The following is a 20,267-nucleotide window of genomic DNA, read 5'->3' as shown; positions in this document are numbered from 1 at the left end:
CGATCAGGCCTTAGCCCCAGGTTGCGCGGAACGCAACAGACACGGTCCCTTCCCACAGGCTGTTGGTCAGGTCTTTGAACTCTTTCGCCGTACCGGCATTGTCCTGAGCGGAGTCAACGTAGAAGACGAATTTGTCCTGGCCGGTAATTTCGGTATCTGCCGTCGCGCCTGCGCTGGTGGTCAGGTTCCACAGGCCAGAAGAGACGCCGGTGTTAGAAGAGGAATCAACCAGCGTGGTCCATGCGGTTGATTTCGCCCCCACGGTGCCACCGATAGAGCCCAGGTCGTTACCGCCCCAACGCGCACCCACTTTCAGCTTGGTCGCTTCACCACCCACGCTGAACAGCGTGTTGTTTGAATCGTCGAGGATAGCTTCGAGTTTGAAGCTGGTCGCCGTAGAGTGATCGCCACGGATAGCCACATCAAACAGACCGGTGTCGGTGTTGAAAGATTTGGTGTTGGCGCTGTAAACAAAGTTCAGAGCACGCGTTGGCGTAACAACCAGATCGGATTCGCTGTCTTTGGTCGCGGTTGCCTGCCATGTGGCAGAAGCCGTCGTTTCTGCTGCATTAACTGCGCTCAGGGCAGAAACAGACAGCAGGGAGCCCAGAACGATAGCGTTCAGTTTGTTCATTTATTTAGTCCTTCAAAAAAGAATCCACGTGTATAAAAAGGGGAGCCCCTTTTTCGAGGCGGAGTATAGACAGCCGCAAAATAACGAGGCAATACAGAAAAATTCACTCGACGGAGAGCAACAATAAAAATATAAATAAATTTCTCGTATCTTATTGTTACGTATTGAGTAAATTACTCACTTTCCCGAGTAATAGATAAATATCGATTTTTTAATAAAGAGAAATATCAGGACGTCGGGACAGCCACACACATCATTACAGGCAACACCAGCCCCTTAATTAACCACGCATGTTTTTTTACGCTGGTAATATAGAAGAAGTTGATATTATCAAGTAACATTTCGTTTACAACGCCATCCGGCGCCGCATCATCTTCAGATTTATTCAGCTTTTTATCCTTAATATAAAAGATATTGCTTCCATCGACTTTTTCCACGCTGAGCGTGTAATTTCGGTCAATCAGGTAGCTTTTGCCCTCTTTCTTGAGCACGCCTTTATGAATAACCGTCACAACATCTTTGTTGTTAAACAGGAAAAGCGTGGTTAGCGACATATCGGTTGACTCACCCGTGGAATATGTTTTCCAGGAAATGGTATCTGACTGGCAGCCAAACCCCTCATCCTGCGTTCTGGTAAAATAGATCCATAACAACGCGATGACAGACAGCGCCAGTACGATACTGAACAGTACACTCATTTTAGTCCTTGACATATTTTAACTCCCGGTCAGGCTTCTGTAAGAAATGCAGTTCTTATAATCGTCGATACTGTCCTGCTGATAACAGATGGCCAGGAAATAATTTTCTATCTGCGACTTTTTAAACCTGGAATAGTAAGCATCTGCAACCTGATGTTGACAGTCGATATGTTGACTGGCGATGACCTCTTTTACGTGATTAAAGTAGTGCTGTCGCGGCTGATACATATTCTTATCGATCAGGTATACCGTACACCGGTCCACTTTACCGAGCAGATGCATATCAGAATCTTTCAGGCTCTCGGCATAGGAATCCCTTTGGTGCAACAGTAAAACAGCGGTGCCGATAACGGTAATCAGTAATAAGGTGCAGAGAGAAATAAAGAGTCTGTGCAGCGATATTAATTGTTTAGGCGGATCGGCATCTTTCTTATGCGCTAACGTATCGAATGATTCAGAAGCAGATTGTTCACTAAGCGTTGAAACAACCGGCGGCCTGACCGTGTGGTGTTCAATATGCGCGGCAAGGCTAAATCCCTTGCCACGTATCGTTTTTATCAGTAAAGGGTCGCATCCTAATGTACGAAATGCTTTTCTGATTTCACTTATGGCAACATTCAGACTCACCGAAGAACCAGAGAAACCATGATCCTCCCAGACCTTCTTTATCAGGTCGTCTCTGTCGAGAGTTTTACCATTATTGATGATAAGTTCATAAAGCAGACGACCCGCCTGGTTAGATAACTTAATGGATGACTCTTCCTCTCCATTAATCATGATCATACCGGTGTCGACTTCATAAAGCATTGTAAGATCAATGAGATACTTCATATTATTATTACGCCATTGTTAAAATTATGTGCATTTGCCAGGCAATAATAAGTCTAAAGTTTGTGTGGTCAAGTCGCGTGATATTAATTGAGAGATGAATTCATAAAGCTTCATTAATTAACAATTATTAAATCATTAATAAAAATATTTGAACCAACGCATTTAGGTTAAAACATTAAAAAAAACTAACACACAAGATTATAATCTTAAACTTTAGAAATTGTTGGAATAATGTTTTGTTATGTACTTTTTTAGTGCAACATAATATCGTCAAAGCATTCTCCCGAGTCGCCATGCGTCTAGCCGGTACATCAGGGACATGTGTAGCCGATTAACATTCATTTTAAATAACACAAATCTTCATGGAGTTTATCATGTTCAAATCGATCATGACCGTATCACTGCTGGCCGCCGCTATTGCCTCTACCAGCGCAGTGGCCGCAGACAATTCGGCGGGTGGTATTATTAACTTTACCGGCGCTATTACCGATACAACCTGTACCATTAACGGCGGTAAAAGCGCAGACTTTACCGTTGCGCTTTCCCCTATTTCGGTAAAAGATGCGGGCACCACGGTTGGCCTGATCACTAAGAATAAAAAATCTATTGCGCTGACTTTCTCAGGTTGTTCACCAGCAGCCGGAACGACCGGCACCCCGCTGAAAGTGTATTTCTCCAGCGCGGATAATATTTCCACTGACGGTAAATACCTGCTCAATAACAGCGTGAACGAAAGCGATGCCAGCGTGGCACGTAATGTCGGTTTTGCGCTAGTGGAGCCAGGTTCGTCTACGCCAATTACCCTGAACCAGCCTTACACCACAGATATTATGGGTACAGCGACCGCGCCAGATTCCGAGACGCTGACGCTGGATGTTTATTATTATAAAACGAACGCCGCTGCCGCCACCGTGGGCGAGTTAAGCTCCAACGTAACGTATACCATTTCCTACCTGTAATAATGATTATTCAGGCTCTGTTTTCGCAGAGCCTGTATTTAAGGTTGCAATCATGCGCAAGGCAATTTTGCTGGCAGGCTTACTGCTAAGCACCGGTCACTCATGGGCCAATATTGTCATTAATGGCACCCGTGTCCTTTATCCTGAAAATAACAAAGAGGTGATCGTCCAGTTAATGAATACGGGCGATGCGCCCGCTCTGGTGCAATCCTGGATAGATGACGGTGATATTAATTCCACGCCGGAAACAGCCAATGTGCCGTTTTTGCTGTCGCCGCCAGTGATAAAGGTTAACGAACATAATGGCCAACAGCTTCGTATTAAAAAGCTGCCGTCCAGCTTGCCTGCGGATCGCGAATCCGTCTTTTTCCTGAATGTTCTCGACATTCCGCCCAGACCTGAAAATCTGCAAAATCAGAATACCGTTCAGCTGGCGATTAAATCCCGTATCAAACTTTTTTACCGGCCCGCTGCGCTGAAAGGCACGCTGGATGACGCGGTGGCGAAACTGACGCTCGCCGCCGAAGGCGATCGCTTTCGCATTACAAATAACAGTCCGTTCCATATTACGGTCGCCAATATTTCGCTGGGTAAAACGAAATTGCTCCAGGAGTCCCCTATGGTTTCCCCGTTTGGGCAGCTGACGGTCGCCGCAAAAAATACGGTTAAGCGCGGACAGACCTTCCAGCTGATGTATGTGGACGATCTTGGCGCGTATAAAACCCGGACTTTCACCAGTCAGTGATCGGAAAGACTCACCATGAAAATGAAACAAAACAGACTCTGTCTGCTGGCAGTCTGCACGCTTCTGCTTTCGCATAAATCAGGGGCCGTCTCGTTTGATCCCTCCCTGCTTGCTGGCGCATCCGGTGAGTCCGATCTGTCTCGCTTTTCCGAAAACAACGCCATGCCTGCCGGCAGCCAGGAGATGGATATCTACGTAAACGGCAGCTGGAAGGGACGTTATACCGTCATCTACGGCGAGCAGCGTGACGACATCCGCATTGCCTGGAAAGATGCCCGGTCGCTTGGCATCAACACCACGTCCGTGCCTGCGCCCGCCATTGCGCACGGGCAGGTTCAGCTGCGCGATCTGGTTCAGGGCGGTGAAGTCAAAACCGATACCAGCACCCTGAGTCTGGCGCTTACCGTTCCGCAGGCGGCCGTGCTGCGTACTGAAGAAGGTTACATTGCCCCCCAGTTCTGGGACGAGGGGATACCGGCGCTGATGCTCTCGTGGAACACGACCTGGTACAACACCCGCGCGAAAGGCGCTGCGAAAGACACAAATGATGATTTTTATGCCGGGCTGGATTCCGGCGCCAACCTGTTCGGCTGGCAGTTTCGCGACAGCAGCGCCTGGCGGAAAACGGCCAGCGGAGAGAGTAGCTGGCAGAATAATACCCGCTACCTGCGCCGTCCCCTGGCCTCGCTGAAATCCAACCTGACGCTGGGTGACTTTTATATTCCTGGCGATCTGTTTGATTCCCTGCGCGTGCGCGGCGTGTCGCTGGCGTCGGACATGAAGATGCGCCCAAATTCACAGCAGGGTTTTTCACCGGTGGTTCACGGCGTGGCACGGACGAACGCCCTGGTGAAAGTTATCCAGAATGGCAACGTGATCTATCAGGAGAATGTGCCGCCGGGCCAGTTTACCCTCGACAGCATTCAGCCTACCGGCTCCGCGGGCGATTTGCTGGTGGTGGTGCGTGAAGCGGACGGTTCACAGCAGTCCTTCACGGTGCCGTTTTCCGCCGTACCCGGGATGCTAAAAGAAGGGGTGAGTCAGTACAGCGTGGTGGCGGGTAAAGTGCATAAGAACACGCTCGATGCCGAACCCGCATTCATGCAGGCCACGCTGCGCTACGGGTTTAATAACCTCATCACCGGGTATACCGGGACGATTATTAGCGATAACTACCAGGCCGGGCTTGTCGGTACCGGGTGGAACCTTCCCTTTGGCGCGGTCTCGTTTGATGTCACCCACGCCAAAACCACCCTACAGGATCGCACCAGCAGCGGTCAGAGTTATCGCGTGTCGTACAGCAAATTTATCGATACCACCGCCACCAACTTCACCCTGGCGGCCTATCGCTATTCCACTAAAGGCTATTACAGCTTCAGCGACGCGCTCTATTCGCGCGAAGGGTATCAGCGCCTGAGAGCGCAGTACGACGACTATGAAGATCGGTTTGGCGTTGCGCCCGACATGTCGCTAAGCACCTGGGACGCCATGCGCGCGGCGCAGCCCAAGAATACCTTTACGCTTAACCTTAATCAGCGCCTGCTCAATAACTGGGGCACGGTGTTTGTCTCCGGCACACAGCGCGATTACTGGAACTCACAGCAAACCACGCGCGAATACCAGATGGGCTATTCCAACGCCATCGGCCGCGCCAGCTATACCCTGTCGGCCAGCCGGGTACGGAACAGGGACAGTGAAGAAGAGACGCGCCTTTACCTCTCCCTCAGCCTGCCGTTCTCGCTGTTTGATAATAATGCGTGGATCACCTCCAGCCTGACGGCCAGCGATTCGCATTACGAGCAGAGCAATATCAGCATGAGCGGGAACGCGCTGGCGTCGAACCGACTGAGCTACACCCTCTCCGGCAGTAATGCGCGGGGGGGGAAAAATGCGGCAAGCGTTAACGCCGCGTACCGTTCGAACTTCGCGACACTCGGTGGCTCTTACAGCGAATCCTCCGACTACCGCCAGACAGGGCTCAGCGGACGCGGCAGCCTGGTGGCCTACCCGTGGCACGTTCTCGCCTCAAACGAAACCGGCACAACCATGACTATCGTCGATGCGCCAAAGGCGGAGGGGCTGATGGTGAACGGCGATGAAAGCATTATGACGAACCGCGATGGCGTGGCGCTGGTGCCTTACGCCACCCCGTATCGCAAAAACGCCATTACGTTAACTGAAACGGAAAACAGCGCTGGCGCGGAGGTGATCGGCAATATGGCTAACGTGGCTCCTTACGACGGGGCGGTGAGCTATATCCGCTTTGAAACCGACAAGCGCCAGTCATGGGTACTTCATGCGACGCGCGCCGACGGCAAACCGCTGCCCTTTGGCACCGAAGTGCTGGATGAACATGGTGAATCTGTCGGGTATGTCGGACAGGCCAGCGTACTGTATATCCGTGCTGAACAGCCGCCACGCGCGCTCAACGTGCATCTCCGCGGCGGAAAGTGCGAAATCTCCTCCCCGGCCTGGGGGCTGAACAGCCCCTCATCGGTTTGCCATTAATTACGGATTATCAAAATGTTACGATCATTCATGTTCCTGCTCCTCACCAGCGTTAGCGGGATGAGCTATGCCACCTGCTCCGGCAGCAGCATCGTTTATGGCACACCGATTACCATTGATTTATCGGATAAGCTGAGCCCGGCCACGCCCACATGGACCGGCAGCTTCACCACCCAGTACAGCGGCTCGTTCAACTGTACGACGGGTAATAGCGAATTTTCTTACACGCCGATCCTCTCGACCGACAGCAAATACGCGACCATCCTCGGATTCAGCAACAACAAGTATATGGTGCGGGCGGAGATCACCAATCCCCCGGCCAATAAAACCCTGTCTGCCAGCGGTAGCCATACGGCGTCTGAGCTGAATACACCGTTTACGGTTCGCTTCACCCTCGTTAACCAGAGCGGCACCACCCTGACGGGGGATACGGCGAACATGAGCGACGTTCTGTTCGTCAGCGACATGAGCGGGTTATCTATCTGGGAAATCATCACCTGGCCAATCAATCAGGTCATCAAGATAGCGCAGTGGTTATTCAGCGGGTTCAAGTGGCCTTACGACAACCGCGATATGTTTGGTCAGCCGATGATCATCAAATACGCGCCAAAACTGACTACCTGTTCCTTTGATAATGCGGGGCTGACCGTGGCGCTGCCGACGCTCGGCATTCCCCAGCTCAGTGCATCCTCACAGCCGGGGCTGACGCCTTTTTCACTGAACATGAGCTGTCAGAACGTCGGGGTTAATGGCAATTCCGATCGGGCAATTGAGATGTTTCTGTCCAGCACGCAGCTGCTTTCGACCGACAGCTCGGTGCTGATCGACAGCAGCAGTAGCGCGGCGCAGGGCGTGGGGCTCCGCCTGATAAAACGTGACGCCCCGCAAACGCCGGTGACCTTCTCTACCTCGACCACCAGCCGTGGCAACGCCACAATGATCTTCAGCGTGGCGGCTGGCGCGGCGCTGGACGAACATTTCACCCTTCCGATGGCGGCGTACTATTACGTGTGGGCACCCGCCCAGGTGAGCCAGGGTAAGATCAATACATCGGCTACGCTGAATATTATCTACCCCTGATGTGGACTATTCCTCCATCTTTCCAACCGTCTGCACATACTTAATCAGTTCGCTGTGGTTGGAAAGATTCAGCTTTTTCATCGCATTATGCTTCTGCGTCGCAATGGTACTGACCGAACGGTTTCGATGACGGGCAATCTCCGTCGTTGAAAATCCTTCCACAATAAGATGAAGCACCTCCCACTCTCTGGCCGAGAGGATGGAGCGCGCCCGGGAGCCGGACCGCATTACCCGCCTGAGCCACGAAGAGATCGACGGTTTTTGCCCGTCCGCCATGAGCAACGCGGGTAATTCCTTTTTCAGTTCAGTCAATTCATCCTGCTGACTGATGGTTAATTCAAATTTCATCTCCAGAACTTTTTTTAACAGCCCGTAAGGCAGCTCGGGCACCAACAGAACACGCCTGACGTGATGGGTTTTACATAAAGATGTAAAACGGCTGCTGACCTCCGCACTCCACTCTTTATGATTAAGCAGATAATTAAATTCAGTGAAGAAAACATCCACGCTATTATCCGCCACCGCCGCCAGCGCCTGTTCTGTGGAATCGACCTGAGTAATGTTCAGTACGTAATCGGGTAAAAGATCCTGGAGCGCCCGGAATATTATCTCTTTAAATATATTTATTTTATAAAACACCATTACCCTTACGATACGTTCAGTATTATTCATGTCTTTTCAAAATTCTCGTGACCGGAGGAAAATGATAATAGTTTATGTACTCACCACTCACAACCTCTTCGCGCCAGGATTTTATCCTTCTCAGGCCTAAAAATCTGAACAAGGACATTAAATTTATAGAAAAAATTCTATTTTATTCTGCACGCCGTTTCCTCTCGCAGATTAAGCCCTGTCGATAATCCTGCCACGATCACAACTTTTCTCACAGAAACAGCAATAACCCACTGATAAAACAGTGTATCAACTCCATTAATCAACTACCTGACACTTAATATCCACTCCTTTACAGAATAAAAACCTGTCATGAATATTATAAGAAGATTAAAACAATTACATATACCATTAAAACCATTTTTCAATTTTATCTTCTTCTAATAATTGGCATCAGCTTTACTCGCCGGTTTGTATTGGCTTACATTGATGCCATCGCATCGCGTTATTTAAAAAAGTGCTCGCTATTCTTTTAATAAGAGAGTGCGAACCGCCATTTTCTCTTATATGGACTGTTTACTCAGCGAAAGGAGAATGCCAATGCAAAATAAAAAAACAATTCACGTTGCCGTTGTTGACAGCTGCGAATTCACGATGATTGGCCTGCAATCGCTTGGAAAGCGTGAGCCTGATGAAAAACACGACGTTATTTTCCATGGGTTTACCCATATCGAAGAACTTGCTATGAGTGAACAACTCTTTGATATCATCATTTATGATCCGTTGAATACGCGTCATTTCCGGGTGACGACAAATGACGACATTCTCTGCATTAAACAGAAACAAGTGACGGCGAAGATCTATATCTATTCGTTATCCGCCGGCTATTTGAAATTCAAACATGTTGATGGGGTCATCAGCAAAAGAGTCTCCCTGGGGGATATCAAAGCGCTGTGGCAAATACTGATGAGCCAGACGCCGCAAGAGTCTGGCCGTTACAACGTAGGCATGACGACCCGCTTACGCACCCCGGCGAGGCTGTCCAGCGAGGAGGCCAGCGTATTGCGCGGCTATTCCTGTAATCTCAAAACCAAGCAAATCGCCCGTCAGCTGGGGTGTAACGTCAGGCTGGTTTACTTTTATAAGAACAACGCCATGAACAAGCTTAAAGCCGTGCGTGGCCCCTCGTTTTACCAGAGCATTCGCTGGATCCTGAATTAAGAATTTGACCGTGTGTCGTTTGCCTTTTGTTCCCGTGTCCGCGGGAACCTTTTTTTCATTTCCTGAAGGCTGTTCCATGTATACCGTTCTTCCCTCTCCCCTGTTGCAACGTATCTCAGGGCTGCGCTTCCAGCCGCTTGTCGATCTTCATTCGGGCCAGGTGTTCGCGCATGAAGTTCTCGTGGAGATCCATAACGTCAATCTTGAGGTGCTGTTTGCCTCGCTGCCCTCGCGCAGCGCGCTGCAAATCTTCTTCTGGCAGGCCAACACCCTGTTACAGATACCCGCCCGGGACGGTTACTGGCTAAACCTTCCGGCAGAACACCTTCTCGACGAACGCGCTATCCGGTTGTTGCTGGCGTTACGCCATCAGCAGCGGTTAACGATTGAAATTCAGGATCCCCTCACCATCACACGGCTGAGCGAGGCTGAGCAACGTCATCTTCATGCCACGCTTGTTCGGTTAAAAGAGGCGGGATGGCAAATCTGGCTGGACGATTTAACCCGGGAGTTGGCTGAGGCGTTCGCGCGGCTTGCGCTACCGCTGGATGGGGTAAAAATTGACCGTTCAGCACTGCGCGAGCGCGCGCCGCTTGCCCCGTTTGTACAGGAGGTCAGGGCAGGTATCGCGCAATCAATTCTTATAGAAGGCATCGAAAACTCGCGGGATCTGGCGCGCGCCCGCGCGTCCGGCGCACAGTCTGGTCAGGGTTTTCTGTGGCCCGAAAGCCGAACCGATGCCCGCGTAACGCTTTGACGGCCAGCGGAGCGCTGGCCTTTTTACCGGGGCTTACCAGCCCGGCACCGCGCCACCGTTAAAAATGGTCTCCGCCGCTTTCGCCACTTCCGGCGACTGATAGGACTGGATAAATTCCTTCACGTTTTCGGCGTCTTTGTTCTCTTCACGCGTGACCACAATATTCACGTAGGGTGAGTTTTTGTCTTCGATAAAGACGCTGTCGTGTACCGGGGAAAGCCCCGTTTGCTGGAGATAGGTGGTACTGATGATGGCCACATCCACTTTCGGATCGTCCAGCACGCGCGGCAGCTGCGCCCCTTCCAGCTCCATAATCTGTAAGTTTTTCGGGTTCGCGGTAATATCCAGCGCCGTTGGCAGCAGGCCAACATCCGGTTTAAGGGTAATCAGCTTCTCTTTTTGCAGCAGCAACAGCGCGCGACCAAGGTTGGTGGGATCGTTTGGAATCGCAATGGTTGCGCCGTCCTTAAGCTCAGACACCGATTTAATCTTTCGGGAGTAACCCGCCATCGGGAAGACGAAGGTATTGGCCACGGCGACCAGCTTGTAATTGTGCGCCTTGTTATCTTCTGCAAGGAAAGGGCGATGCTGGAAGACGTTGGCGTCCAGTTCGCCCTGGTTGGTGGCATCGTTGGGTAGCAGCGAGCCGCTAAAGCCCACCAGCTCAACATCCAGACCGTATTTCTCCTTTGCCACCTTTTTGGCGACTTCCGCCACGTCCTGCTCAGCGCCATTGATTACGCCGACTTTAATGTGTCTGGCATCATTGCCGCCCTGGTCACAGCCCGCGAGCAGCAGGCCAGTCAGGAGAAGCACACCCATTCGAAGTTTCACGAGACAGTTCCTTTTGAAAGACGTTTTGAAGACTATATCGACAACGAGACGGCAGGCTAAAAAACGAAAAGGAATCAGTAAGACGGTTAAGTTATATGCGGCCTGTTGCCGGGTGGCGCTGCGCTTACCCGGCCTACGTGACGGGGGAAGTGTAGGCCCGGTAAGCGTAGCGCCACCGGGCGATGGGCATCAGGCTACGGTAGTCCAGGCACAAGCAGAACCGCTTCCCTCACGCCTGCCGACGCAGCGGCGCTTCGCGCAAAAACCACGACAACACAAACGCCAGCACCATAATCCCCGCCGCCAGCATGAACACCGCATGGATCGCCGAGCCGAACGCATCCAGATAGTCCAGACGCAGGGCATCAGGCAGATGGTGTATGGCAACGGGATTAAGTTCGCGCGGCAGTTCCGCCCCTTCCGGCAGCCTGTCGATCAGACCTGATTGCAGAATATGGGTGAACACCGCGCCAAACAGCGCGACGCCAATCGCCCCGCCAATGGAGCGGAACAGCGTCACCCCAGACGTCGCGACGCCGTATTGATCGGCTGACACGCTGTTTTGCACCGCCAGCACCAGCACCTGCATCACCAGTCCCAGCCCCATGCCCAGCACGCCGGTAAACAGGTAAAGCTGCCAGGTTGGAGAGGTGATTGAAATGCGCGTCAGTAACATCATCCCCACCACGCCGAGCAGCGTGCCGAGGATCGGGAACAGACGATATTTCCCGGTACGGCTGATGATGCGCCCGCTGATGATGGAGGTGAGCAACAGCCCCCCCATCAGGGGGATGAGCTGCAAACCGGCCTGCGTCGGCGTGGCGTCTTTTACCACCTGTAAATAGAGCGGCAGGAAAGTGACGGAGCCAAACAGCGACATGCCGATAATAAAACCGATCAGGCTACAGAGCAGGAAGCTGCGGTCGCGGAAGAGCGACAGCGGGATAATCGGCTCCCACGCCAGCCGCTCTTCGTAGATAAACCCGGCGATCCCCGTCAGGCCGAAGGCCAGAATGCACCACAGCTGCGGGTCGCTCCATTGGCGGATCGTCCCCCCCTCGGTGGTAAACAGAATGATGCACAGCAACGCCATGCTGAGGTAAATCGCCCCCAGGTAATCAATCTCATGCTTGCTGCGCCGCGCGCTGCCGTGGAAAACCGCGCCAATCACCAGCAGCGCAAACAGCCCCAGCGGCAGGTTGATGTAGAAAATCCAGCGCCAGGATGCGTGCTGAACGATAAACCCGCCGATCAGCGGCCCTATCACCGTCGCCAGGCCAAACACGCCGCCAAACAGCCCCTGATAGCGACCCCGATCGGCAGGCGGGATCACGTCCGCCACGGCAGCCATGCTGATCACCATCAGACCCCCGCCCCCCAGCCCTTGCAGGGCGCGCATCAGCACCAACTGGGTCATGTTCTGCGCCAGACCGCACAGCGCGGACCCCACAAGGAACAGCACAATCGCGATTTGCAGAACGATTTTTCGGCCAAACAGATCGCCGAATTTGCCGTACAGCGGCACCACGATGGTCGAACTGAGGATATAGGCCGTTACCACCCACGAGAGTTTATCCAGCCCGCCCAGCTCACCCACGATGGTCGGCAGCGCGGTGGAAACAATGGTCTGATCCAGCGCCGAGAGCAGCATCACCAGCAGGAGTGCGCTGAACAGCAGCTTAATCGACGGCGCCTTTTTCGCAGGTTGAGTCATTACGTCGGACTCCATAAGACATCACTTGAAATTAATTAATCGTATAATTAATATTTGTGGAAGTGATGAATAAGATCAAGAGATACGGTGACCATGTCAGCACAAAAGGACAATTCTGAACCCCGCCGCCCCGGTCGGCCACGCGGCGGCAAGCGCGTTACCGCCAGCCGTGAACAGCTGCTGGATATCGCCCTGAATCTCTTTTCCCGCCAGGGGATCGCCAATACGTCGTTGAACGCTATTGCCCGCGAAGCAGGCGTGACGCCCGCCATGCTGCACTACTACTTCAACTCCAGAGAACAGTTACTGGATGCGATGATTGAGGAGCGCTTCCTGCCGTTACGCGAGCGGATCGGGGCGATTTTCGCCGACAACCGGGATTCGCCGGTGGATGCCCTGACGGAAATGGTCAGGGTGCTGGCCGAACTGGCGGAAAAGTATCGCTGGTTTGCCCCGCTGTGGATGCAGGAGGTGATTGGCGAGATGCCGGTACTGCGCACCCATTTGCAGGCACGCTTTGGCGATGAGAAATATCACACCACGCTGGCAACCATCAAAGGCTGGCAGCAGGAAGGAAAGCTGAATCCGGCGCTGGCCCCCGAACTGCTGTTCACTACGCTGCTGAGCCTGGTGCTGGTGCCGTTCTCCCGCATGCGCAATGACGAGAGGCTTAGCGCCCTCTCGCCGGAGATCGTGGTGCGCCACGTGTTAGCCGTGATAGGCACCGGGATCGGCGGTTAAAGATTTTTGGACAGATAGTGTCTCTGCATTCCCTGATAAGGGTAATCCTGCAAGGACATCTGCACCTGATAACCCTGTTTTTTATAGAACGGACGCGCCTGGAAGCTGACCGTATCCACCAGCGCGTGACGACAGCCTTTGCGACGGGCCTCCTCTTCAGCCGTTTTGATAAGCTGGCTTCCCACACCCGTACCCCGCACGCTGTCACTGACCCACAGATAGTCGATGTTCAGCCAGTCGCCTTTCCGTACGCCGATTAACCCGCCCAGCATGACGCCATTATCGTCTCGCATATATACGCCAATATCGCCACTAAACGTCGCCAGATCTAAATACTGCGCGTTATAGGCTCTTAGCCCCGTTAATAATTCTTCTTTTTCTTCAGCCGTGACTTTATCTGTAATGCTCAGGTGCATAAATCTCTCCTTATTTTCAGCGCAATCTGAATATCTCACAGCTTAACCTTCATAAAAACTCCTTATTTCCTCCATTGTTTAAACAAGGAAATATTCATTCAATATGTAAATAAAAAAAACCTTTCCAATAGGCTCCGAAAACGTATAATGAGAACGATCATTCTCATTTTTTACGGTAGCCGACGATGAGCACAAAGCTGGAAGAACGACAAAAACTACGGCAGGACGAAATCATCACCGCCGCGCGCCGCTGCTTTCGCGCCAGTGGATTTCACGCTGCCAGCATGTCGCAGATCGCCAGCGAAGCCAGGCTCAGCGTCGGACAAATCTATCGCTATTTCAGTAACAAAGACGCGATCATTGAAGAGATGATCCGGCGCATTATCGACTCACGTATTGAGGAGATGCAGGGCAAAACCCTGGTTGAAGGGATGCCGCAGGCGCTTGCCTGGCGCCAGACGCTTAACGAAGATGATGACGCGCTAATGCTCGAAATGTCCGCAGAGGCCACGCGCAATCCGCTGGTGGCAAACATGCTGATCGAAGCCGAAGCCCGCATGTTCGCCAACGCTTGTGAGCACCTTAAAAAGCAGTTCCCCCACCTGAGCGATGAGCATATTCGCTGCTGCGTGGAGATTACCGCTGTGATGATCGAAGGCACGATTTACCGTCGACTCACGCCTTTAAAAGTACCGTCAGAACAATTAGAGCCCATATACCAGAATATTTTAAATATGCTTTTCTCTGCGAAGTAATCGCATGTGAATAATTAGCGGAAATAATTAATTTCCCTTTTTTCATTTCTGGCTCTGCCAGAGATGCGGGATCGCTGTGCTTTTAATTAGCCCTCCTCCCTGTTAAGCGATTAACAGGGCAGGCTTCGTTCACCCTGGAAAAAGATTATGAAAACCATAACAACCTCCATCGCAGCATTACTCCTCCTGACAGGGTGCGATAATGCGCAAACATCTGCTCCTCAACGTCCTCTTCCGGAAGTGGGGATTGTCACACTCATGAGCCAGCCGGTGTCCGTCGTTAGCGAGCTGACCGGCCGCACCGCCGCCGCGATGAGCGCCGAAGTGCGCCCTCAGGTGGGCGGCATTATTCAGAAACGGCTCTTCACCGAAGGCGATACGGTCAAGGCCGGGCAGGCGCTGTATCAGATCGATCCTTCCAGCTACCGCGCCGCTTATAATGAAGCTGCCGCCGCACTGAAACAGGCGCAGGCGCTGGTGCAGGCCGACTGCCAGAAAGCCCGACGCTATGCGCAGCTGGTGAAGGACGACGGCGTATCACGTCAGGATGCGGAAGACGCGAAGTCCACCTGCGCGCAGGACAAGGCCAGCGTCGAGTCAAAGAAAGCCGCGCTGGAAAGCGCCCGCATTAACCTCAACTGGACCACCGTCACCGCGCCGATTGCCGGACGTATCGGCATCTCCTCTGTGACCCCCGGCGCGCTGGTGACCGCCCAGCAGGATACCGCGCTGGCCACCATTCGCGGGCTGGACAGTATGTACGTCGATTTAACCCGTTCCAGCGCCGATCTGCTGCGTTTACGCAAGCAAACCCTCGCCAGCAACAGCGATACGCTGAACGTGTCGTTGATTCTCGAAGACGGCAGCAGCTACAGCGAAAAAGGCCATCTGGCGTTAACCGAAGTGGCGGTGGATGAGTCTACCGGCTCAGTCACCCTGCGCGCCGTCTTCCCGAACCCGCAGCATCAGCTTCTGCCGGGCATGTTCGTCCGCGCCAGAGTGGATGAAGGCATCATGAATGACGCGATCCTCGCCCCGCAGCAGGGCATCACTCGCGACGCCAAAGGCACCGCCACCGCGCTGGTGGTGAACGCCAGCAACAAGGTCGAACAGCGTCAGCTGGAGACGGGTGACACTTACGGCGACAAATGGCTGGTGCTGAGCGGTTTGAAGGCTGGCGATAAGCTGATTGTGGAAGGCACCGACAAAGTCACCGCCGGGCAGGAAGTGAAAGCTGAAGAGATGAAGACCAACGGAGGAAACGCCTGATGTTTTCCCGTTTCTTCGTGCGTCGCCCGGTCTTTGCCTGGGTGATCGCCATTCTCATCATGCTCGCCGGAATGCTGGCGATCCGCACGCTGCCCGTTGCGCAGTACCCGGACGTGGCTCCGCCGTCGATCAAAATCTCCGCCACCTACACCGGCGCCTCCGCACAAACGCTGGAGAACAGCGTGACGCAGGTGATCGAGCAGCAGCTCACCGGGCTGGATAACCTGCTCTACTTCACCTCCACCAGCAGCTCGGACGGGTCGGTGAGCATTAACGTCACGTTTGAACAGGGAACCGATCCGGACACCGCTCAGGTACAGGTGCAGAATAAAGTCCAGCAGGCAGAATCGCGCCTGCCGACCGAGGTGCAGCAGTCCGGGATCACCGTCGAAAAATCCCAGAGCAACTTCCTGCTGATCATGGGCGTATATGACAAAACCGACACCGCCAGCAGCTCGGATATCGCCGACTGGCTGGTGAGTAATATGCAGGATCCGCTGGCGCGCGTGGATGGCGTCGGTAGCCTACAGGTGTTCGGTGCAGAATACGCGATGCGCATCTGGCTCGACCCGGCGAAGCTGGCGTCGTACTCGCTGATGCCCTCCGACGTGCAGAGCGCGATTGAAGCGCAGAACGTGCAGGTTTCCGCCGGTAAAATCGGCGCGCTGCCCTCGTCGAACGCCCAACAGCTGACCGCCACCGTCCGCGCTCAGTCGCGTCTGCAAACGGTCGATGAGTTCAAAAAGATCATCGTCAAGAGCCAGTCCAACGGTGCGGTGGTGCGCATCAGCGACGTCGCGCGCGTGGAGATGGGCAGCGAAGATTACACCGCCACCGCGAAGCTGAACGGCCACCCGGCGGCGGGTATGGCGGTGATGCTCTCACCGGGCGCCAACGCGCTTAACACCGCCACGGCGGTAAAAGATAAGATCGCCGAGTTCAAAAAGTCGATGCCGGAAGGCTACGACGTGGCCTACCCGAAAGACAGCACCGAGTTCATCAAGATCTCCGTTGAGGACGTGATTCAGACCCTGTTCGAAGCCATTATCCTCGTGGTGGTGGTGATGTACCTGTTCCTGCAAAACATCCGTGCGACGCTGATCCCGGCGCTGGCGGTGCCGGTGGTGCTGCTGGGCACCTTCGGCGTGCTGGCGCTGTTCGGTTACTCCATCAACACCCTGACGCTATTTGCGATGGTGCTGGCGATAGGGCTTTTGGTGGATGACGCCATCGTGGTGGTGGAAAACGTCGAGCGTATTATGCGCGACGAAGGGCTGCCCGCCCGGGAAGCGACCGAAAAATCGATGGGCGAAATTTCCGGCGCGCTGATCGCCATTGCGCTGGTGCTCTCTGCGGTATTCCTGCCGATGGCCTTCTTCGGCGGCTCTACCGGGGTCATTTACCGCCAGTTCTCGGTCACCATTATTTCGGCGATGTTCCTCTCCGTGGTGGTGGCGCTGACCCTGACGCCCGCGCTGTGCGGCTCGATCCTGAATCACACCGCTCCGCACAAAAAGGGCTTCTTCGGCGCGTTTAACCGCTTCTACAGTAAGACCGAGCACAGCTATCAGAACAAGGTGCTGCGCGCCCTGCGCCGTTCCGGTGGCATGCTGGTGATCTACGCCCTGCTCTGCGGCGCGATGGGGTTCGCCATGCTAAAACTGCCGGGCAGCTTCCTGCCAACCGAAGACCAGGGTGAAATCATGGTGCAGTACACCCTGCCTGCCGGCGCAACCGCGGTGCGTACCGCCGAGGTAAGCCGCCAGGTACGCGAGTGGTTCCTCACCAAAGAGAAAGCCAATACCGACGTGATCTTCACCATTGAAGGCTTCAGCTTCAGCGGCAGCGGCCAGAACGCCGGGATGGCGTTCGTCTCCCTGAAAAACTGGTCAGAGCGCAAAGGCGATGAGAATACCGCCCAGGCCATTGCCCTGCGCGCCACGCAGGAGCTGAGCACCATTCGGGATGCCACAATTTTCGCCATGACGCCCCCGGCGGTGGATGGTTTAGGCCAGAGCAACGGCTTTACCTTTGAGCTGATGGCCAGCGGCGGCACCGACCGCGACGCGCTGCTGAAACTGCGTAACCAGCTGATTGGCGAAGCCAACCAGGACAACTCGCTGCACGCCGTGCGCGCCAACGATCTGCCGCAGATGCCGCAGCTTCAGGTGGATATCGATAACAACAAAGCCGTGTCGCTGGGGCTGTCCCTGAGCGACGTCACCGACACCCTCTCCAGCGCCTGGGGCGGGACCTACGTGAACGACTTTATCGATCGCGGCCGCGTGAAAAAGGTCTACATCCAGGGCGACAGCGACTATCGCGCCGTGCCGTCGGATCTCAACAAGTGGTATGTGCGCGGCAGCGACAGCACCATGACACCGTTCTCCGCCTTCGCCACCACCCGCTGGGAGTACGGCCCGGAAAGCCTGGTGCGCTACAACGGCTCGGCGGCGTATGAGATTCAGGGCGAAAACGCCAGTGGCGCCAGCTCCGGCACGGCGATGAGCAAAATGGAGCAGTTGGCAAACAGCCTGCCGTCCGGCAGCACATGGGCGTGGAGCGGTTTGTCGTTGCAGGAAAAACTGGCGAGCGGCCAGGCGATGAGCCTTTATGCCCTCTCGATCCTGGTGGTGTTCCTGTGCCTGGCAGCGCTGTATGAGAGCTGGTCAGTACCGATTTCGGTCATCATGGTGATCCCGCTAGGGGTGCTGGGCGCGGCGGTTGCCGCCTCCCTGCGCGGCCTGAACAACGACGTCTATTTCCAGGTGGCGCTGCTGACCACCATCGGTCTGTCGTCGAAGAACGCCATTCTGATTGTCGAGTTTGCCGAAGCCAAAGTGGCCGAAGGCTACTCCCTGACGCGCGCCGCCCTGCGGGCCGCCCAGACGCGTCTGCGTCCGATCATCATGACCTCGCTGGCGTTTATCGCAGGCGTGACGCCGCTGGCGATTGCCACCGGCGCCGGGGCCAACAGCCGCGTGGCGATCGGTACCGGTATTATCGGCGGGACGCTGGCCGCGACGCTGCTGGCCATCTTCTTTGTTCCTTTATTCTTTGTACTGGTGAAACGTCTGTTCTCCGGTAAGCACGCAAACCGGAGGTCATAATGTTTCGTGTAACCGTATTAACGTTAGCGCTGCTGAGCGCGGGCTGTGTGTCATTAGATCCCACGTATCAGCGCCCGGACGCCCCCGTCCCGACGACGTTGCCGGGCGCCCATGGCGAAGCCAACGCCGTGGTGAGCCAGTGGCAGCAGGTGATGAATGATGCGCGGTTGAAAAGCGTGGTGACGATGGCGCTCAACAGCAACCGCGACGTGCAAAAAGCGATTGCGGATATCGACGCCGCCCGTGCCCAGTATGGCGAAACGCGCTCGTCCCTGTTCCCGACGGTGGACGCGGAACTGAGCCACACCCGCAGCCGCACGCTGGCGAGCGGTGTCGCGACAAGTGACGAAGCCAACGGCGCGGTCTCCAGCTTCGAACTGGATCTGTTTGGCCGCAACCAGAGCCTGTCGCGTGCCGCGCGTGAAACCTGGCTTGCCAGCGAATACACCGCGCAGAACACGCGCCTGACGATGGTCAGCGAGCTGACCACGGCCTGGGTGACGCTGGCGGCGGATAACAGCAATCTGGCGCTGGCGAAGTCCACCCTGGAGAGCGCCGCAAACTCACTCAAGATTGTGAAGCGCCAGCAGGAAGTAGGCGTGGCAGCGGCAACGGACGTCAGTGAAGCGATGGCGGTTTACCAGCAGGCGCGCGCCAGCGTGGCGAGCTACCAGACGCTGGTGATGCAGGACAAAAACGCTCTCAACCTGCTGGCGGGCGATACGGTGCCCGAGAACCTGCTACCCGGCACGCTGGAGAGCCTGAGCGACAACGCCATCACGCTGATCCCGGCGGGCGTTAGCTCCAGCGCGCTGCTGCGTCGTCCGGACATTCAGGAGGCGGAACACAACCTGCTGAGCGCCAACGCCAACATCGGCGCGGCGCGCGCCAACTTCTTCCCGACCATCTCGCTCACCGCCAGCGCGGGCGTCGGCAGCGATTCGCTGTCGTCCCTGTTCAGCCACGGGATGAAGGTCTGGTCGTTTGCACCTTCCATCACCCTGCCGCTGTTCAGCGGCGGCAACAATATGGCGCAGCTGCGCTATGCGGAAGCCGAGAAAAAAGGGTTAATTGCGACCTATGAGAAAACCATCCAGAGCGCGTTCAAGGACGTGGCCGACGCGCTGGCCCGGCGCGAAACGTTGAGTGAACAGCTTGATGCCCAGCGTGAATACGTGGCGGCGGAGCAAAAAACGCTGGATGTGGCGACGCGCAGTTACAAGGCTGGCGCGGGCGATTATCTGACGGTGCTCACCGCGCAGCGGTCGCTGTGGTCGGCGCAGGAATCACTGATTGCCTTGCAGCAAACCGACCTGGAAAACCGCATCACGCTGTGGCAATCGCTGGGCGGCGGGATTCAGTAACATCACTGCCGGGCGGCGC

At 54.7% G+C, this 20,267-nt stretch carries 18 protein-coding genes; 11 read left to right on the top strand and 7 right to left on the bottom strand.

Annotation, left to right across the window (positions count from 1 at the left end):
• Positions 1 to 10: 10 nt before the first annotated feature.
• The 3 genes from SK53_RS17515 to SK53_RS17505 all read right to left on the bottom strand — a co-directional run bounded on the left by SK53_RS17515 (position 11) and on the right by SK53_RS17505 (position 2,163).
• Positions 11 to 634, bottom strand: coding sequence for a common pilus major fimbrillin subunit EcpA (locus tag SK53_RS17515; RefSeq protein WP_048209840.1), 624 nt, complete (start codon positions 632 to 634; stop codon positions 11 to 13).
• A gap of 227 nt (positions 635 to 861) precedes the next feature.
• A complete protein-coding gene (locus SK53_RS17510) occupies positions 862 to 1,332 on the bottom strand; it encodes a hypothetical protein (protein WP_003860998.1) in 471 nt (156 codons plus the stop codon).
• Between the two features lie 18 nt (positions 1,333 to 1,350).
• Complete coding sequence (locus SK53_RS17505; protein WP_022650116.1) at positions 1,351 to 2,163, bottom strand: winged helix-turn-helix domain-containing protein; 813 nt, start codon at positions 2,161 to 2,163, stop codon at positions 1,351 to 1,353.
• A gap of 374 nt (positions 2,164 to 2,537) precedes the next feature.
• Here SK53_RS17505 and SK53_RS17500 point away from each other — a divergent pair, with 374 nt between their 5' ends.
• From SK53_RS17500 to SK53_RS17485, 4 genes are read left to right on the top strand one after another with little or no spacing between them, the layout of a single operon-like run.
• Entirely contained in the window at positions 2,538 to 3,122 is a 585-nt protein-coding gene (locus tag SK53_RS17500; RefSeq protein ID WP_022646579.1) for a fimbrial protein, read from the top strand.
• 52 nt (positions 3,123 to 3,174) lie between these two features.
• Positions 3,175 to 3,867 carry a fimbrial biogenesis chaperone gene (locus SK53_RS17495; RefSeq protein WP_001223973.1) on the top strand — a complete coding sequence of 231 codons (693 nt, stop codon included), beginning with the start codon at positions 3,175 to 3,177 and terminating at the stop codon, positions 3,865 to 3,867.
• A 15-nt stretch (positions 3,868 to 3,882) separates the two neighbouring features.
• On the top strand, positions 3,883 to 6,375 hold the full coding sequence (locus SK53_RS17490; RefSeq protein ID WP_048209839.1) for a fimbria/pilus outer membrane usher protein: 2,493 nt from the start codon (positions 3,883 to 3,885) through the stop codon (positions 6,373 to 6,375).
• Positions 6,376 to 6,390: 15 nt separating this feature from the next.
• On the top strand, positions 6,391 to 7,455 hold the full coding sequence (locus tag SK53_RS17485) for a fimbrial protein (protein WP_022650114.1): 1,065 nt from the start codon (positions 6,391 to 6,393) through the stop codon (positions 7,453 to 7,455).
• A 6-nt stretch (positions 7,456 to 7,461) separates the two neighbouring features.
• On the opposite strand, the gene SK53_RS17480 is transcribed toward SK53_RS17485, so the two are convergent.
• Positions 7,462 to 8,097: a LuxR C-terminal-related transcriptional regulator gene (locus SK53_RS17480; RefSeq protein WP_048209838.1), complete on the bottom strand. Its 636-nt coding sequence runs from the start codon at positions 8,095 to 8,097 to the stop codon at positions 7,462 to 7,464.
• Positions 8,098 to 8,667: 570 nt separating this feature from the next.
• Here SK53_RS17480 and SK53_RS17475 point away from each other — a divergent pair.
• Positions 8,668 to 9,288, top strand: coding sequence for a LuxR C-terminal-related transcriptional regulator (locus SK53_RS17475; protein WP_015570093.1), 621 nt, complete (start codon positions 8,668 to 8,670; stop codon positions 9,286 to 9,288).
• 76 nt (positions 9,289 to 9,364) lie between these two features.
• Entirely contained in the window at positions 9,365 to 10,045 is a 681-nt protein-coding gene (locus tag SK53_RS17470) for an EAL domain-containing protein (RefSeq protein WP_048209837.1), read from the top strand.
• A 33-nt stretch (positions 10,046 to 10,078) separates the two neighbouring features.
• Here SK53_RS17470 and nlpA read toward each other — a convergent pair whose 3' ends face one another.
• Together nlpA and SK53_RS17460 are read right to left on the bottom strand one after the other, a co-directional pair.
• Positions 10,079 to 10,867, bottom strand: a complete 789-nt coding sequence (nlpA, locus tag SK53_RS17465) for a lipoprotein NlpA (protein ID WP_045336004.1) — start codon at positions 10,865 to 10,867, stop codon at positions 10,079 to 10,081.
• A 241-nt stretch (positions 10,868 to 11,108) separates the two neighbouring features.
• A complete protein-coding gene (locus SK53_RS17460; RefSeq protein ID WP_032608159.1) occupies positions 11,109 to 12,608 on the bottom strand; it encodes an MDR family MFS transporter in 1,500 nt (499 codons plus the stop codon).
• A 78-nt stretch (positions 12,609 to 12,686) separates the two neighbouring features.
• On the opposite strand from SK53_RS17460, the gene SK53_RS17455 reads away from it, so the two are divergent.
• Positions 12,687 to 13,334: a TetR/AcrR family transcriptional regulator gene (locus SK53_RS17455; protein WP_003861018.1), complete on the top strand. Its 648-nt coding sequence runs from the start codon at positions 12,687 to 12,689 to the stop codon at positions 13,332 to 13,334.
• On the opposite strand, the gene SK53_RS17450 is transcribed toward SK53_RS17455, so the two are convergent.
• Positions 13,331 to 13,750, bottom strand: a complete 420-nt coding sequence (locus tag SK53_RS17450; protein WP_048209836.1) for a GNAT family N-acetyltransferase — start codon at positions 13,748 to 13,750, stop codon at positions 13,331 to 13,333. The genes SK53_RS17455 and SK53_RS17450 overlap by 4 nt on opposite strands.
• A 185-nt stretch (positions 13,751 to 13,935) precedes the next feature.
• On the opposite strand from SK53_RS17450, the gene SK53_RS17445 reads away from it, so the two are divergent.
• The 4 genes from SK53_RS17445 (at position 13,936) to SK53_RS17430 (ending at position 20,248) form a co-directional block, all read left to right on the top strand.
• Entirely contained in the window at positions 13,936 to 14,505 is a 570-nt protein-coding gene (locus SK53_RS17445; protein WP_022646570.1) for a TetR/AcrR family transcriptional regulator, read from the top strand.
• Positions 14,506 to 14,652: 147 nt separating this feature from the next.
• The gene (locus SK53_RS17440; protein ID WP_023315101.1) at positions 14,653 to 15,774 is read left to right on the top strand and encodes an efflux RND transporter periplasmic adaptor subunit; all 1,122 of its coding nucleotides are present in this window, start codon (positions 14,653 to 14,655) and stop codon (positions 15,772 to 15,774) included.
• Complete coding sequence (locus SK53_RS17435; protein WP_045332988.1) at positions 15,774 to 18,884, top strand: efflux RND transporter permease subunit; 3,111 nt, start codon at positions 15,774 to 15,776, stop codon at positions 18,882 to 18,884. Before SK53_RS17440 ends, SK53_RS17435 begins: the two co-directional genes overlap by 1 nt.
• Positions 18,884 to 20,248, top strand: coding sequence for an efflux transporter outer membrane subunit (locus SK53_RS17430; RefSeq protein WP_048209835.1), 1,365 nt, complete (start codon positions 18,884 to 18,886; stop codon positions 20,246 to 20,248). The genes SK53_RS17435 and SK53_RS17430 overlap by 1 nt, the downstream gene beginning before the upstream one ends.
• Positions 20,249 to 20,267: the final 19 nt, after the last annotated feature.

The organism is Enterobacter sp. MGH119 (assembly GCF_001037675.1).
GTDB classification, from domain to species: domain Bacteria; phylum Pseudomonadota; class Gammaproteobacteria; order Enterobacterales; family Enterobacteriaceae; genus Enterobacter; species Enterobacter hormaechei_C.
Note: the sequence above shows the minus strand (reverse complement) of the source record. Positions and strands in the feature narration are given on the sequence as shown.

Bases quoted from the DNA above. Each gene is read 5' to 3' on its own strand.
- SK53_RS17515 (WP_048209840.1), bottom strand. From the start codon at position 634: ATGAACAAACTGAACGCTATCGTTCTGGGCTCCCTGCTGTCTGTTTCT.
- SK53_RS17510 (WP_003860998.1), bottom strand. From the start codon at position 1,332: ATGAGTGTACTGTTCAGTATCGTACTGGCGCTGTCTGTCATCGCGTTG.
- SK53_RS17505 (WP_022650116.1), bottom strand. From the start codon at position 2,163: ATGAAGTATCTCATTGATCTTACAATGCTTTATGAAGTCGACACCGGT.
- SK53_RS17500 (WP_022646579.1), top strand. From the start codon at position 2,538: ATGTTCAAATCGATCATGACCGTATCACTGCTGGCCGCCGCTATTGCC.
- SK53_RS17495 (WP_001223973.1), top strand. From the start codon at position 3,175: ATGCGCAAGGCAATTTTGCTGGCAGGCTTACTGCTAAGCACCGGTCAC.
- SK53_RS17490 (WP_048209839.1), top strand. From the start codon at position 3,883: ATGAAAATGAAACAAAACAGACTCTGTCTGCTGGCAGTCTGCACGCTT.
- SK53_RS17485 (WP_022650114.1), top strand. From the start codon at position 6,391: ATGTTACGATCATTCATGTTCCTGCTCCTCACCAGCGTTAGCGGGATG.
- SK53_RS17480 (WP_048209838.1), bottom strand. From the start codon at position 8,097: ATGGTGTTTTATAAAATAAATATATTTAAAGAGATAATATTCCGGGCG.
- SK53_RS17475 (WP_015570093.1), top strand. From the start codon at position 8,668: ATGCAAAATAAAAAAACAATTCACGTTGCCGTTGTTGACAGCTGCGAA.
- SK53_RS17470 (WP_048209837.1), top strand. From the start codon at position 9,365: ATGTATACCGTTCTTCCCTCTCCCCTGTTGCAACGTATCTCAGGGCTG.
- nlpA (WP_045336004.1), bottom strand. From the start codon at position 10,867: ATGGGTGTGCTTCTCCTGACTGGCCTGCTGCTCGCGGGCTGTGACCAG.
- SK53_RS17460 (WP_032608159.1), bottom strand. From the start codon at position 12,608: ATGGAGTCCGACGTAATGACTCAACCTGCGAAAAAGGCGCCGTCGATT.
- SK53_RS17455 (WP_003861018.1), top strand. From the start codon at position 12,687: ATGTCAGCACAAAAGGACAATTCTGAACCCCGCCGCCCCGGTCGGCCA.
- SK53_RS17450 (WP_048209836.1), bottom strand. From the start codon at position 13,750: ATGCACCTGAGCATTACAGATAAAGTCACGGCTGAAGAAAAAGAAGAA.
- SK53_RS17445 (WP_022646570.1), top strand. From the start codon at position 13,936: ATGAGCACAAAGCTGGAAGAACGACAAAAACTACGGCAGGACGAAATC.
- SK53_RS17440 (WP_023315101.1), top strand. From the start codon at position 14,653: ATGAAAACCATAACAACCTCCATCGCAGCATTACTCCTCCTGACAGGG.
- SK53_RS17435 (WP_045332988.1), top strand. From the start codon at position 15,774: ATGTTTTCCCGTTTCTTCGTGCGTCGCCCGGTCTTTGCCTGGGTGATC.
- SK53_RS17430 (WP_048209835.1), top strand. From the start codon at position 18,884: ATGTTTCGTGTAACCGTATTAACGTTAGCGCTGCTGAGCGCGGGCTGT.